Origin of the sequence: Proteus sp. CA142267 (genome assembly GCF_003336825.1) — a bacterium.
Classification (GTDB): domain Bacteria; phylum Pseudomonadota; class Gammaproteobacteria; order Enterobacterales; family Enterobacteriaceae; genus Proteus; species Proteus terrae.
In genome coordinates, this window is sequence record NZ_QPMG01000001.1 from 372,979 (window position 1) to 388,694 (window position 15,716).

Here is a 15,716-nt window from a genome sequence, read left to right on the forward strand (position 1 = left end):
TTCTCAGTTATACCGCACTTCAATCGTCACGGTTCCCTTGACGTCCATCCCACCCGTAACATCCCTCATTGATTTATTAGGCATTAATGTGGGCCATGCATTCAGTCGAATAACTTTTACGTTACTTGGGTTAACTTCAGACACATTAATCATCATTCCATTGGTGGGGGTCATGCTTGGATTTAATTGCGTGCTGTCGGTATTATCGTTATTAAATTGAACCGCAAATCCCATCGCTGAATTCGTTGTATCCGTTGTGTACATCACATGAGAAGGCTCATCATATTGAGGATTTGTGGCGGTAATGGTTAGCCTCGGCTGATAGATATCACCATCACAGTTCATATTGAAACCAAATGTCTTCATGCTTTTTGTGTAACCCGTAACATTGTATGTATCGAGCGCACCATCCCATGTCAGTGTAAAATCGCCAAATTGACCCACAAATGAACCTGAGCCTCCTCTGGTTTCAGAGCTTAACCAACAGGTATTTGCCGTAATGGTATAATCATACGGAATAGTAATGGTTAACGCGCTGGCGTCACGACTCAATCCAACCATCAATAAAAGTGCCAGACTTGCCCCCGTGAGCAGTGACCAATAAGTTTGATGTTCACTCACATCCGTTTTAGTTCGGTTATCTTCATTTATTTTCATCGCACAATGACTCCCTATTTTCTGTTATTTCTCGAGGGTATAGTTGCGATTAGCGCCGTAATCATCGACTGCAGTCACGGTGATGGGTAGTGTCACCGTTTTACCTAACGAAACTTCAGCATACGGCGCTAATGTATTCAATGCTTCTGTTGACTGAGCAGACGTCGGTATCACCGGTGCTTTATCTGAAGTTCCTGCATACAATTTCATCACAGCAAAATAATAAGGGGTCGGGTTAACCAACACACTGTTCCCTCTCCGTTGCTCAAGACGCAACTGTTTTTCTGCATCGGGTCGACCTGCTTTCAGTGCTTCAGGACGATACAGCAGTTTAACTTGCGTGTTCATCGCCAGCGATAAGACATTATTTCCCGTTTTCGGGGCGGGTGGAATTTCCTGCACATTTAGGCGAAATAAACTTTCTTTATCTTTAGGTAAGACGCTATCATTCACATTCAGCACGCGAACAACTTGCTTTTGTTCACCGTCTACCTTAAAAAAGGTGGGAGCGGGTATCAGTGTTACGGTATCTGTCGGCAAAGAGACATTGTCAATCCAGACCTGACCACCCCACATATCGGCTGCATGATTCGTAACTTCAAATGAGCTGTTTTTACTTCCACCTTCGTAAATAAACCGGGTTCCGTTGAGAGTAAATGCCGCCATAGATTGACTGCTAATCAGAAGCCCCACTAACAGGAAGCCCAGTTTTCGATATATCGTCATTATTTGTCCTTATCGTGTTCTCGATGGTGTGTTATCAGTGATGTTTTATGTGTTATCTACCGTCGTTTCAGATGAATTTGCGCATGCTCATTATTGGTAAGTGATATCGATATTTAGGGTTGCCTGCCAAAGACCCGGGGCTATCATCTCATTGCGTATATCACCAACCGGAATTACCATCTGCACCCCCAAGGGCAAACGATAATTCCCTGGAAACAGGGGCGTCATATTCACGCAAGACTGTCCGAGATATCGGTCACAATCCGTTTGGCTTTTCGCTAAAACAGGGGTAAATGATACCCATTGATGACCGTTATCACTGTCAACCAAAAATAAATCCGGTCCCGCTGTGTTTTCTGGCCGCCGAGAGCCAATGGCTTTATCATTGTCACTGCCGTAATCACCACTGCGTGTATAGGTTGGCGTCACCGACATCGACAGGGTCAGCCAGGATTCGGGTTCAGATGAACAATTCACACCAATATTGAGTGGCGTCACCGCACTTAGCCATTCATCAGAGCCTATCGTCGTGGGGTTTATCGTGGGCAGTTGTACTACACCTCCATCGGTGGTGAGAATGTTACACGTGGCGCGCGTCACTCGAGATTTCAATGTCAATATTGTACTCGCTGTTCCTGCTGCCATTGCCTGCTGGATTAACAACGTGATGGCGCCACCTAACATCAATACCACCAACCCCATGGCTAATATCGTTACCCACAAGAGACAAAAATCACTTTGGGTGCGTTTTTTTTCCAAACGCCCATTTTGTAGGTCATGTGGACGATGTTGGCTATTTTGTAAAGACTCGTTATTCACAATGTACCTCCGTCAAATTTCCTGCATCCGATTTTACGCCCGTCATATTCACTCGGCACTGTGTACCCTGTGGAGTCATTACGGTCAGAAAATCAGGCTCAGTCAACAAATTAGCCAACAAAACACCGCCTTGGGTGATAAACCCTGCATCTAATCCGTTTGAGGTCAACACCGTACTGCCTTGAGGAAGCGGTTTTCTATCAAAACCCGTCATTTTTAATACATACCGCTTCACCTGTGTATAACCAAACTCTCGGTACACAATCGCCTGACGCGTCGGAACAACACTGAATACCGTGTCTAATAGGTCAATATTATCTGGGACGTTATCCGGGTTAATACGGATATCATTTCGACTGTACTCCGATAAAGGAAGTGCCGTTACCCCTCGGTAACTTGTGGGGCGAGAGCCATTAAATGTCACGCCGGGGATATCTTTAATTTTCACCACCGCCACCGTCGCATTTTGTTCACGAGTAAACATCAAGCCCGTTTCGGTCGTTCCCAACACCGCCCCAGAAGCACTCAGTGAACTCGAGGTCTGGCTCCCTCCATAACGGTAATGAGCTTGAGTCAGAGCCCCCCCCAGTTGCAATGCATCCATCGCATATCCTGCAGATACAGAAATATTGCGGTTATCGCGCCCTACACTGGCATTGACGTTATAGTTCATGTTCTCAGTCGGATTACCTGACACGGATGTGTTCATTTGCGTGCCTCTGTTACGGTAATAATTAATGCCTGTTGAGCTGAACTGCTGCTTACCTGCGATATCAAACGGAATACTGACATTCATTGAAAGACTGTAGTCATTGGGTGACCAAGGGGTGTGACTGTAACTGGCATACAACCCAACCGCTGCCCCCCCTACACTCGTGTTGAAGGAGGTATTCACCCCACTGTCATTACTACTGCGGTTCCGGTAACTTTGTGTCCATCCAGAGAAATTGAGGTATGAGCTCCCGATACCATGACTAATCGTTGCTTCATAGCGTTCCTTACGATTTTCATTTAGCCAAACCTGACGCGGATTGAAACTGGCAAAGTCCACATATTTTTCCCCCGTGTAGCGCCACGTTAGAAGGTGGAGATTCGTTTTTTCTCCCAGACTTTTGGCGTATTTTATCGTGGCACTGAGCCCCGTTTGTGGACCGGATGCCAATCTCCCTCCGCTGTAGCTATTCCACAACCAATCATTACGTGCATTTTGTATTTGCTCTTGTGGATCATCTGTATGCGCAGACAATCGAAGTGAATACGGCTCATGGTTATCAAACACACTGCGAGAGAGGTTAACACTGCCTTCTAATGCCCCCCATTTACCCATATTGCGACTGAGCCCAACGCCTACCCCTTGATATTGTCGATGTAATATACCCGATAAATTTAATGTTGCCGGTTCAAAACCATAGTCTAAACTACCTGCAACAAATACCCCTTTGGCTTGGCTGTCATCACTACGCGTACCGACTGACAAGTTGTAATTAAAATCATGGGCTCTTAATAAAGTAGGGAGTGTAGTTACCGGGTAGACTCGTGTTGTTTGACTCCCATCTTCTTCTTCCACCGTCACGGTAATATCGCCATTACCAATGGGTGAAATGTCTTTCAGTGCATACTCACCGGGAGGAACTACCTGAGAGGATAGGGTATATCCGCCTTGCGCTACCGTAATACGCGCATTACTATTTGCCACGCCAGAAATAATGGGCGCGTACCCGCGTGTAGACCACGGTATCATGCTGTTATCCGAACGCAACGAGGCACCATAGAAACCAAAATCCGACATCAATGTACTGCGAGTGCGCGTTTTCCCGAGCTCTAAATTACCCCGTAAAGGCGCAACCACTGTAGATACCATCGCTTGTGGTGATTCAAAGCCGCGTCCTGAAACCCCATAGGTGCTGCCACTGAGCACCCAACGACCGACATTCGCATTGAGGTCAATGTTGCCGTAATACACCGCTTCTCTTTGTTGACTTTTACTGACGTTGGTGTTGTAACGAAGCTTTAAACCTGCGATGCCATAATCCCAATCATCACCGGGCTCTAACGGCAGTAGCGTCACTTGCGGTTCACTGATGTATAACGTTTGAGTCCCGTAATCAAAACGAACCGATGCCGCAGGATATTCACCAATGCGGTAACAGTCTCTATCACGGTTATATTGAGTTTTAAACATGTCTAAGTTTAGCAATAGGTGTGCTTGGTTCAACCAATCTGGTGTTAAACACAGCGTTTTTGCATCTTCAGCGCTAATCGTCAACATCTGGCGCGATAACTGCTGATGATTGAAGATGACATCAACAACATACTGCCCTGATGGAAACTGAGTGCCTTCTTGCAAAATGGCAGGGACATGTTGTTTGTCAGTACCGTGGATAAAATTAAGGTTCAGTTCAGTTGCGTCTGCCGTCTGGGATAGAGCAAGATACCCGGAAATGAAAGACAAGCAAAGTAAGCGAGTGAGTGTATTGAGCTTAAATCCTATAAAGGGAAATTGCCGGCTATCACCAGAGCATGCTGATTTAGTGGAAAACACCAATGCATGGTAAGTCCTGTTACTAATATTGATGTTATTAATCCTCGCCATTGATAAGTAGGAACTGTTTTTATTCCTGCCTTTTCGCATAATAATTCCCCTGAATTTACCACTCAACAGCTTCGGAATACGCCATTATCTAAGTTATTTAATGGTCAACGAATACTGATTAAAGTTATTAATTGCGTCTTGTTGCTTATTTTAATTTTTAACCACGTTGGTTATTTTTGGCGCCAGGCTCGACTTTAATCTCTCACTATTTATTTTTCCTTTGAAAATTTAATAAACTGGCTAAGAAGAAATAAATAGGAATTAAAAATATTTAATCTATTGAGTTAATAAATAAAAGCAAATAGATTCAATCGGTTACCCTGTTGTAAATATGTACTAAAAAATACAGCGCTGCTATCAAAAATAATGATGCCTATATCGATATAAACATATTTATATCGATAGCCTCCCCGCAAAACCAAGAAGGCTTTTTATTTATCTCTCTTTTTCTACTTCAATTATTTTTAATTCACTGTTTTTATTTTATTTAATAAATTAAAAACAGTGATTAATAGTAGGCAACGGTGTAAGTGACCATTGAACCAACAGTACCTGCAGTAGGTGTCACACCTGCGTCGCGTACTAACTGAGCGGTATAATCGAATGAACCGTTAAGTGCACCGTTAGTAACTGAATATTTGACCGTATTTAATCCCCCTCTGATAACATCATTCGCATGAACATCTGATGCGCCATCAAGAGCGTTACCTGTTGTCTGAGGTTTCAACTCAATATGAACCCCGGTCGCGGTGCCGGTATTCGCAAGACCTGCCTGGATTAAGTTAGGAGAACTCCAGGTAATATCTGCTTTAGTTTGAGTACAAGATGCTGTATTAATGGGTGATAATTTAAAAGCCACTGCAACGGGAAGTGCAGTTGTGGTGTCGGGAGCAACATTCCCTAACTGGATTTCAGGGGTGACGACACCTGCTGACGAAACCGCCTGCACATCACAGGTAGACGATGTTACTGCACCGGTAAAGACGAGCGTGCTTGCCATTGATGATGCAGATAACGCCATCACTGAACAGGCTACGACCGCCAAAGCTACTTTTTTTACTGTAAAACTCATATTTTATTATCCTTATTTATTGAATGATTAACGTACTGAAAATGAATTTAAAAATTACGCCTACCGCACCTATCACGAATATAATTGCTCTATCGAACCCGCTTATTCAATTAAGGTTAGTGGTAGAAATTTCCTTACCCTAATCATACGGATCTTAATCTTGGTCACATTTACTATCAAATTGATTATTTGCGATCTTTATGTCCAATCAAAAACAAGAAAAAAAGGATTTAATCTCTATTTTGTTTTTAAGTTAAGAATTAAACACCTTGAAAAAATATATTGGTTAAAATAAAAGATCGTAAAAATGATAAAAATTATTATTTGATAAAATGTGAAACAAAAGACGTCATAACTTATGAAATAATTAAATTAAATAATGTTTACAATAAAGAGCTCGCAATCTCGACAAAATAACTTATAAACTAAAAGAAAAATAAATTAACACAATAATATCAATATATTATGTTGATTATAAATTATGAAAATAAGAAATTAATTGCATAAAGAAAGTTATTTAATGGTTGTTTTTAGCCAATGGGGGAATGATATATATCAAACTATTTAAACAAAAAACCATATTGCGAATAAAATAGGAAACAATACGAAATTTTATTTATTTCTTATTTTTATTGACTCTTTTTAATTTATTTTGCGTAATAACCAATATGGAAATCAATTTATTTATATCCAGTTTAATATTCATATAATGTCAATAAATTAAAATAATGCTTAGAAATAAGTATGTTTATTCATTTTAACTCGAATAGTGAAATGAAAAAAATAGGGGAAAGCCTTTCTATGATGGCTAAAATATAAGTATAAACACTTACCGTGAAGACCGATGAAAATCCGTGTTCTATGAGTAGATTTAATCATCAGCATTCCTCTTTCATAACGTAGGATTGATACCTTGTTATGCCTTTTGCATTTTAGAGATAAGGAGTTGCCATGACCGCAGAAACACTCAAACCCAATCAACTGATTTCTTATGAACAGCTTTTAGAATTCCTCGAGCAACGAGGTGTGTTAGATCAACCGTTCACTACCAAGTCAGTTGCTTTACATTTTTGTATTTCCGTCTACAAAGCTCGCTATTGTTTGGGTGTTCTTCATCTACAGGGATTGATTAAACGCAGTAAACCCCATCAAGGTCAGAAGATTAGTTGGATATTACCCTAAAATACCTTCAATTCGGCATAACAAATTAAACAGAAAAAGTGAGTCAAAGGTAAATGTAAACAACACTAACATAAACATTTCACCTTTATTAAAAAATCAAAAAAACAATATTTTATTAAATTCATTATTTTTAGTATTGCTTCAGGGATACACCATTATGCATAACCAACATCGGATTAACGTCAAAAGTATCACCGATATTCCACTTTGCCAGCAAACACTGACTGACTATCTTGCTTTTCATCAGGTCAATGTCACCGCACTTAACCCACTTTTTAAAGGCTCGATTTGTGTTGATACCTTTACTTCTTTACCTTTTATTCAAGCAGTTAAACTGGATATGTTTACCCATACCACGCATTTCATTCATGCGGATTGCGCCTCACATTGCCAACAACATTGCGTGCTCATTCATTCGTTATCCAGCTTGATTGTCAATGCGCAAAAGAAAGATATCCATCTTCCTGCAGGCAGTTATATGCTCATTCCTGCTTGGGAGCCTTTCACGTTAAAGAGTCTATCTCATCATTATGGGCTGATTTTTAATCTTGATATTCATGAGACAGGATTGAAACGCCAGTCCTTGTCAGAACTGTTTTGGAAAGTCGGCAACCATTTACGTTATGGTAATATGGTCAATAATTTACTCTGTGATTATTATGCCCCCCTGAGCGATACCTGTTACAAGCAATTACTTAATGGCATAAAAACACTGCTTACCTTACAAAGTGAGCAAGTCGCCTGTCCGTGTAATTTTAACAAAACAAATTTTATTCCCAATTTTGATATTTGTGCTATTGCCCACCTGATACGCCAGAATATGGCTAATCCCCATTACAGTATCAACGAGTTAGCCAACCACTACGGTATGACAATACGCATGTTGCAGTACAAACTTGCTCGCTATCAGCTGTCTTTCTCCGAATTACTGGCTTCTGCTCGTTGTGAATTACTGGCGATGACCATCCGGAATATGCCAGATACTGATTTGGATGTTTTAGTCAAGAGTTGTGGGTTCGCCAACCTACGTATGGCAAATCGACAATTTAAAAAGCTACGTAATCAAACGCTAATGCAATTTCAAGCTCAAGAGCAAGGTCATTTTCATAATACGCAATTAAACCCATTGGAGAGAGCAGAATGACATCATTTCCCAAACAGCAACAAATAAAAAACGAGCTATCCTATGGTCATACTCCTAACCGAACTGAAATGACTAAAAACGATATTGACTTTATTATTGGGCAACAGCTAAAAAAATTACGTTCAGAGCAAGGTATTAATGGCTCGCAACTGGGTAAGATACTAGATATCAGCCAGCAACAGGTTTCACGTTATGAAAATGGCGTCACCACATTGTCTATCGATGCTATTGTCACAATATGTCTTTGTTTTAATCTCTCACTCAAGGAGTTTTTAGCACCGCTGATGGCGTTAACGGAAAACGAAAACGAGTCGATTGAAACGCTCCCGCTGTCATCTCCGATTAATTTAGATATTGTGCCGGACTCAGAGCGTTCTTTTATCTACCCACCACAAGACGAGAGCATGGTGATGGATAAGCGAAAAAGACGATAACAAGGGCGTACAGTTTCAGAAAAAGCGATGAAAGCTCAAAAAAATTCAAGAAAAAACTTCTCTACTGCATATCGAATAACGACAAGAGCGGGGGAATGTTTTGCCCCTACGAGCTTGATTTAAGATTTTTGTTTTATACCCGAGATTATGATGAGCATCAATGCTCATCATGTTTGACCGCTGACTAAAATCAGAAAAATGCATTGTCAACCGGACTCGGGCTTTTACACAATATTATACTCAGGAAGAATAATAAGTTGCATTGATACCGAACGTTAAACCACATCACCTAGCTTGATGACGCCGACTGCCGACTTCATATTAATCTCATTAAAAAATAACATCAGATGACTTTTATCATATATATGTAATCAATGCATTGGCATTAACCCCATAAAGTAATCCACTGCAAGCAATATCCACCATCAATGCCAACGTTTTCTTTTTAATATTCATAATGTTTCCTAAGGTTAGTGTGTATGGGTGTTTGGATTTAGATATCCATACCATTTAAATCTGAAAACCCATTCAAATAGTTAATTTCTTGGATTGGTTGTTCATTGGCTGTAGAGCTAAAATCACCCGCCAATATATTTTTATTGATGTTGAAATATTATCAAAGCCTGTCTCTGTATCGCCAATTGCAGCATCTAGAATATGTCTTACTTGATCGATACGAATAGTGGGATCTATTTGCCAATCAAGGTGTGTTCCCATAATAATAATCGGTGAATCAAACCCCGGTTTAGTAATTTGCGATAATAAAACAATACGTTGTTCTGCATTACCTGAAGGCAAATTAACGACCTGTGATTTATCAATTTTGTATTTTGATAAAATGCCAACACCATATTGCCCACCATCAAAATCGAGCGCCTTACCAAAAGCAAACTGCATATTATTGGCTTTTGCTAACTCTTCAAGCTGGTTAATATTTTTACTACGTGCGGTTTTATTATCAACTTCAGTGACAACAATAACATCAGCATCGATATTTTTGATTGCTTGGTTGAGCTTATCAAAATTGGTGACATCCACTGAAACTTCATTTTTACCAATATTATAGGTAGCTACTTTTAGTGTTGGTTTATTATTTTGATACACCTTATTGTACAGCAAGGATTTCTGAGCCTGTGGTGTTTGCTACTGCCATTGATGACAATAATACACCAGTGCTGACTAGGATAGATATTCCACTCTTTTTCATAATTTCCCCGAAAAATAAACAGAATGCTAATGGATAATCAACAATAAACTATCACACTGAAAATATGACGCAGTGATACAATCCACAAAGTTATTTCGAGATGCAAAAAATCAATCTAATATTAAATTTTTATCTTTTACCCATAAAAAATGCCTGATAAATATCAGGCATTAGTCACTCAATTTAAATAAATGAGGTCTTAAAGCGGATCCACTTTTAAGCAAGAGACTGCATGGCGGAAGCTCCCTTCTAGTAAAGGACGTGTTTTTGCACATTCTTCATCAGCCATCGGACAACGTGTACGGAATATACAGCCTGATGGTGGATTAATCGGAGAAGGTAATTCCCCCTCTAATAAATCAATATGCTTGTTACGCTCTTTATCGGGATCAGGAATAGGCACTGCTGACATCAACGCTTTAGTATAAGGGTGTAATGGATGATGATAAACTTCATCATAAGTCCCTAATTCCACCGCATGTCCTAAATACATCACCAACACACGATCTGAAATATGTTTTACCACTGCCAGATCGTGCGCAATAAAGATTAACGATAATCCCATCTCTTTTTGAATATCTTTCAGCAAGTTAACCACTTGAGCCTGAATTGATACGTCTAATGCTGAAACGGGTTCATCACAAATTACTAATTTAGGCTCTAGAATTAACGCGCGAGCAATGCCGATACGTTGGCATTGTCCACCTGAGAATTCGTGTGGGTAACGGTTGATTAAGTTTGGCAATAATCCGACTCGCATCATCATTGCTTTCACTTTTTCAACAATTTCAGCCTGTTTCATTTTAGGATGATAAGTTTTAAGCGGTTCGGCTATGATATCGCCAATCGTCATTCTTGGGTTTAGAGAAGCCAGCGGATCTTGGAAAATCATCTGGATATCTTGGCGAATATCGCGCCATTGTTTATTTCCCATTCCCAGTAAATCATTACCTAACCAAGTGACTGTACCGCCAGAGGCTTTGACTAATCCAATAATGGCTCGAGCAAATGTCGATTTACCACAACCAGATTCACCAACAACGCCGAGTGTTTCACCTTCATATAAACGCAGTGTGACACCATCAACGGCTTTGAGGCTTTTTTTAGGTTGCCAAAACCACTGTTTATTATCTTGAACATCGAAATAAACTTTTAAGTCATTCACTTCAAGAATAACTTTTCTATCTTGTAATATGGCTTGAGTCATACCAATTCCTCCACCGCTTTAAAACAGGCACGTAATCGCCCTTGTGCAAATTGCTCTAATTGAGGTTCGCTCGTTAAGCATTGCTCTGTTGCATATTGGCAACGAGGTTGGAATGGACAGCCTTTTGGCAAACGTAATAAATTAGGCGGATTACCCGGAATGGTAGCGAGTCGCTCATCTTCACCGTCTAAGCGAGGAACAGCCTGTAACAAGCCGATAGAGTATGGATGTGAAGGTTGATAGAAAATATCACGCGCTTTACCGTACTCCATAGTACGCCCTGCATACATCACCAATACTTTATCGCAAATACCCGCAACCACGCCCAAGTCATGGGTGATCATAATAATCGCGGTATTTAAATCATTCTTAAGCTCATTGAGTAAGGTCATGATTTGTGCTTGAACCGTCACATCAAGTGCCGTTGTTGGTTCATCTGCAATTAAAAGTTTTGGCTTACAAAGCAATGCCATCGCAATCATGACACGTTGGCGCATACCACCTGAAAACTCATGAGGATACATACTCATACGTTTATGCGCTTCAGGCATTTTTACCGCATCTAACATACGCACAGATTCTGCATAAGCATCATTTTTGCTCATGCCTTTATGCAACATTAATACTTCAATAAGCTGTGCGCCGACTTTCATATAGGGATTTAATGAAGTCATTGGATCTTGGAATATCATGGATATTTCTTCAGCGCGCATTTTATTTAATTCACTTTGGCGAAGATTTAAGATCTCACGACCATTAAAATTTGCGCTACCTGCTGTACGACCATTTTTCGCTAATAATCCCATCAATGCGAATGCGGTTTGGGATTTACCTGAACCCGATTCACCGACGATCCCTAGGGTTTCACCTGCGGCTAATTCAAAGTTGAGTTTATTAACGGCAGTAACATCACCATCTGGTGTACCAAAAGTCACACAGAGATCTTTAACACTTAATAACGACTTGCTTGTTGAATTTGTCATTTTGTTCTCCTTAACGATCTTTCGGGTCTAATGCGTCACGTAAGCCATCACCGATAAAGTTAAAGCAAAACAGTGTGACAACTAAGAACGAAGCCGGGAAAAGTAACAACCAAGGAGAAACTTCCATTGAGTTTGCACCATCACTTAATAGTGCGCCCCAACTACTTAATGGCTCTTGTGTTCCTAAACCTAAGAAGCTTAAGAAGGATTCAAATAAAATCATACTAGGCACTAATAGAGAGGCATAAACCACCACCACACCTAATACGTTAGGCACGATATGTCTTAACACAATATTCCGTGATGACACACCACAGACTAATGCGGCTTCAATAAACTCTTTACGTTTTAGACTTAAGGTCTGCCCTCTTACAATACGCGCCATATCCAGCCAAGATACCATCCCGATCGCAACGAAAATCAGTAAGATATTTTGACCAAAAAATGTCACTAATAAGATAACAAAGAACATAAATGGGAATGAGTTTAAGATTTCCAGTAAACGCATCATCACAGAGTCAACACGTCCACCAATATAGCCTGCCATTGCGCCATACAGCGTACCAACAATAACAGCAACAAAAGCGGCAGCAATACCAACCATTAATGAAATACGCCCACCAATCGCAACACGGACTAATAAGTCACGCCCAGATGAGTCAGTGCCAAAATAGTGAGAGGAGGCAAAATCAGGTGCCATTGACATCATTTCCCAATCTGTATCGTCATAAACAAAGGGCGATAACATTGGGGCAAAAATAACAAATAATAAAATAAAGAAAAGTAATACAAGACTCGTGATAGCCGCTTTATTGTGCATAAAACGACGACGAGCGTCTTGCCATAAACTACGGCCTTCAATATCTAGCTGCTCCGAGAAATTCCCCAGAGCTTCGCTGTTTTCCTTCAGTGATAACATAACGCGCTCCAGTGTCTATTAATAACGAATTTTCGGATCAATAACGGCATATAAAATATCGACAATCGCATTAAAGAAAATCGTTAATGCACCTACGATAATGGTTAAGCTTAATACTAATGAGTAATCACGGTTTAAAGCACCATTAACAAATAATTGTCCGATACCTGGCAATCCAAAGATGGTTTCAATAACCATTGAGCCCGTAATAATACCGACGAATGCAGGCCCCATATAAGAGATAACAGGTAGCAACGCAGGTTTTAAAGCATGACGCAGTACAATTCTTTTCATCGGCAAGCCTTTCGCTTTTGCCGTTCTGATAAAGTTTGAATGTAACACTTCAATCATTGAACTACGGGTAATACGTGAAATACTGGCGATATAAGAAAGCGACAGCGCAATCATCGGTAGCAGCATATATTGCACCGCACCGCCATTCCAACCACCAGCCGGTAGCCACCTTAGCGAGATAGCGAAAATAAGAACTAGCAGTGGTGCGACAACGAAACTCGGTATTACAACCCCCGTCATGGCAAAAGTCATGACGGTATAATCCCATTTGGTGTTTTGATTCAGTGCGGCTATTACGCCTGCCCCCACACCTAAAATGACAGCAAAAATAAATGCCGACAGCCCTAATTTAGCTGAAACAGGGAATGCTTTACCGACTAAGGTGTTTACACTGTAGTCTTTATATTTAAAAGAAGGCCCTAAATCCCCTTTCGACAATTGAATTAAATAATCGAAGTATTGTTTATAAATGGGATCGTTTAAGTGATATTTCGCTTCAATGTTTGCCATAACCTCCGGTGGAAGTTTCCTTTCACCTGTAAAAGGGCTACCGGGTGCTAAGCGCATCATAAAAAACGAAATCGTTATTAGAATAAATAGAGTCGGTATCGCTTCTAAAAAGCGACGAAAAATAAATTTGAGCATTGCCCGTTCCTATAACACAAACCTATTCAGGCGTGACGATAAAAAGACCTTGCCTTAAAAAAGACAAGGTCTCGCCCGATTACTTAGCAATAATATACAAGTCTTTAGTATGTAAATTATCTAATGGATCTTTACCTGAATAACCACCCACATAAGGTTTAACTAAACGGGTGTTTACATAGTAGTAAAGTGGAACAATGGCCGAATCTTTATCTAATACGCCTTCAGCTTTTTGATAAATAGCGGCACGTTCGTCATCAGTTTTCACACGTAAAGACTCTTTGATCAATGCGTCAAATTCTGTGTTTTTATAGTGAACGGTGTTGTTACTGCTGTAAGACAACATCATGTTCAGGAATGAAGAAGGTTCGTTATAATCCGCACACCAGCCCGCACGTGCGACATCATAAGTTCCTTGGTGACGTGTATCTAAGAAAGTTTTCCACTCTTGGTTTTCAAGAGATACATCTGCACCTAAGTTTTTCTTCCAAATTGAAGAGGCAGCAATGGCCACTTTTTTGTGAAGATCAGAAGTGTTGTACAGCAGTTTAAATTTCAGTGGATTGGCTTTGTTATAGCCCGCCTCTTCTAACAATTGACGTGCTTTTTCATTACGTTGTTCTTGAGTCCAAGTCGCAAACCACTCTGGTTTACTCTCTTTAATGCCATCAGTGAATGGAGGGGTAAAGCCGTAAGCTGGAATATCACCTTGGTTTTTCACTTTATAAGTGATGATATCTCTATCCATTGAAAGCTTAAGTGCTTCACGAACACGTGGATCGTTAAACGGTGCTTTCTCATTATTAATTTCATAATAATAAGTACATAAATATGGGCTTATACGCAATTCATCTGGGATCTCTTTTTTCAGCTTTTGGAAAAATTCGATCGGTAAATTGCTGTATGTCATGTCAATTTCACCCGCACGATAGCGGTTTACATCGGTGACTTCTGATGAGATAGGCAGGAACGTGACCTTATCAATAACGGTACTTTTGTTATCCCAATAAGTTGGGCTGCGCTCTAAAACAATACGTTCGTTGACTGTCCAGTCTTTTAAATCATAAGCACCATTGCCGACGAAGTTAGCAGGTTGCGTCCATTTTTCGCCAAATTTTTCAATGACTCTTTGGTTTACTGGCGACATGGAGGAGTGAGCTAATAATTTTGGTAAATAAGGCACCGCTTCAGATAAAGTGACTTCTAATGTGTTGTTATCTAATGCCTTAACACCTAATTCTGTGGCTTTTTTCTTACCGGCAATAATATCGTCGATATTTACAATATGCGCATATTGCAGATAGCTTTCATAAGGAGATGCCGTATTAGGATCAGCTAAACGTTGCCAGCTATAGACGAAATCTTGTGCTGTAACAGGTTCACCATTTGACCATTTAGCGCCTTCACGAATTTTGAATGTCCAAACGGTAAAGTCTTTATTTTCCCAGCTAGTTGCAGAGCCCGGTAAAATCTCACCATCTGGACCAACAATTGTCACACCTTCGAAAAGATCACGCGCTAATGCAGATTCAGGAACACCTTCGATTTTATGAGGATCAAGCGATTGTGGTTCAGAGCCGTTATTACGTACAAGCACTTGTTTTTCAGCTAGTTTCACTCCGTCTGGAACAATAGCAGCATTAGCTGTTAATGCTGATAATCCAAAGATTGCGCTTATAGCAATCGCCAACGCACTCTTTTTAGTTAAATTACTCATCTTATAAAATACTCCCAGTTAGTGAGTTGGTTGTTTGACAACCATTCTGTGATGTTCAGTTGTGTTTTAGAACGGTTTACACAACTTATTGTTTTTACAAAAAATAAATCAATCTTG

13 protein-coding genes and 1 pseudogene are annotated in these 15,716 nt (G+C 40.2%); 3 read left to right on the forward strand and 11 right to left on the reverse strand.

Annotation, left to right across the window (positions count from 1 at the left end; translation table 11 throughout):
• Positions 1–3: 3 nt before the first annotated feature.
• From C0T34_RS01760 to C0T34_RS01780, 5 genes are all read right to left on the reverse strand, one after another.
• Positions 4–657, reverse strand: a complete 654-nt coding sequence (locus tag C0T34_RS01760; protein ID WP_109849609.1) for a hypothetical protein — start codon at positions 655–657, stop codon at positions 4–6.
• 24 nt (positions 658–681) lie between these two features.
• Complete coding sequence (locus tag C0T34_RS01765; RefSeq protein WP_109849610.1) at positions 682–1,383, reverse strand: fimbrial chaperone; 702 nt, start codon at positions 1,381–1,383, stop codon at positions 682–684.
• 90 nt (positions 1,384–1,473) lie between these two features.
• Complete coding sequence (locus tag C0T34_RS01770; protein WP_109849611.1) at positions 1,474–2,202, reverse strand: type 1 fimbrial protein; 729 nt, start codon at positions 2,200–2,202, stop codon at positions 1,474–1,476.
• The gene (pefC, locus tag C0T34_RS01775) at positions 2,195–4,654 is read right to left on the reverse strand and encodes a PefC/AfrB family outer membrane usher protein (RefSeq protein ID WP_239450319.1); all 2,460 of its coding nucleotides are present in this window, start codon (positions 4,652–4,654) and stop codon (positions 2,195–2,197) included. The genes C0T34_RS01770 and pefC overlap by 8 nt, the downstream gene beginning before the upstream one ends.
• Positions 4,655–5,303: 649 nt before the next feature.
• Positions 5,304–5,867, reverse strand: coding sequence for a fimbrial protein (locus tag C0T34_RS01780; RefSeq protein WP_109849613.1), 564 nt, complete (start codon positions 5,865–5,867; stop codon positions 5,304–5,306).
• A 951-nt stretch (positions 5,868–6,818) separates the two neighbouring features.
• On the opposite strand from C0T34_RS01780, the gene C0T34_RS01785 reads away from it, so the two are divergent.
• From C0T34_RS01785 to C0T34_RS01795, 3 genes are all read left to right on the forward strand, one after another.
• Entirely contained in the window at positions 6,819–7,049 is a 231-nt protein-coding gene (locus C0T34_RS01785; protein WP_109849614.1) for a FaeA/PapI family transcriptional regulator, read from the forward strand.
• 157 nt (positions 7,050–7,206) lie between these two features.
• Positions 7,207–8,193: a helix-turn-helix transcriptional regulator gene (locus C0T34_RS01790; protein WP_109849615.1), complete on the forward strand. Its 987-nt coding sequence runs from the start codon at positions 7,207–7,209 to the stop codon at positions 8,191–8,193.
• Entirely contained in the window at positions 8,190–8,627 is a 438-nt protein-coding gene (locus C0T34_RS01795; protein WP_109849616.1) for a helix-turn-helix transcriptional regulator, read from the forward strand. Before C0T34_RS01790 ends, C0T34_RS01795 begins: the two co-directional genes overlap by 4 nt.
• A gap of 532 nt (positions 8,628–9,159) precedes the next feature.
• Here C0T34_RS01795 and C0T34_RS01800 read toward each other — a convergent pair.
• The 6 genes and pseudogenes from C0T34_RS01800 to oppA form a co-directional block, all read right to left on the reverse strand.
• Positions 9,160–9,834: pseudogene (locus tag C0T34_RS01800) on the reverse strand (endonuclease/exonuclease/phosphatase family protein); the annotation flags it as partial.
• Between the two features lie 199 nt (positions 9,835–10,033).
• On the reverse strand, positions 10,034–11,041 hold the full coding sequence (gene oppF, locus C0T34_RS01805; RefSeq protein WP_098942575.1) for a murein tripeptide/oligopeptide ABC transporter ATP binding protein OppF: 1,008 nt from the start codon (positions 11,039–11,041) through the stop codon (positions 10,034–10,036).
• The gene (locus C0T34_RS01810) at positions 11,038–12,024 is read right to left on the reverse strand and encodes an ABC transporter ATP-binding protein (protein WP_075673767.1); all 987 of its coding nucleotides are present in this window, start codon (positions 12,022–12,024) and stop codon (positions 11,038–11,040) included. The genes oppF and C0T34_RS01810 overlap by 4 nt, the downstream gene beginning before the upstream one ends.
• Positions 12,025–12,034: 10 nt before the next feature.
• Positions 12,035–12,943 (reverse strand): oligopeptide ABC transporter permease OppC, encoded by a 909-nt coding sequence (oppC, locus tag C0T34_RS01815; protein WP_023581989.1) that lies wholly within the window; start codon positions 12,941–12,943, stop codon positions 12,035–12,037.
• An 18-nt stretch (positions 12,944–12,961) separates the two neighbouring features.
• On the reverse strand, positions 12,962–13,882 hold the full coding sequence (gene oppB, locus C0T34_RS01820; RefSeq protein WP_069368989.1) for an oligopeptide ABC transporter permease OppB: 921 nt from the start codon (positions 13,880–13,882) through the stop codon (positions 12,962–12,964).
• Between the two features lie 79 nt (positions 13,883–13,961).
• Positions 13,962–15,599 carry an oligopeptide ABC transporter substrate-binding protein OppA gene (gene oppA, locus C0T34_RS01825; RefSeq protein ID WP_109849617.1) on the reverse strand — a complete coding sequence of 546 codons (1,638 nt, stop codon included), beginning with the start codon at positions 15,597–15,599 and terminating at the stop codon, positions 13,962–13,964.
• Positions 15,600–15,716: the final 117 nt, after the last annotated feature.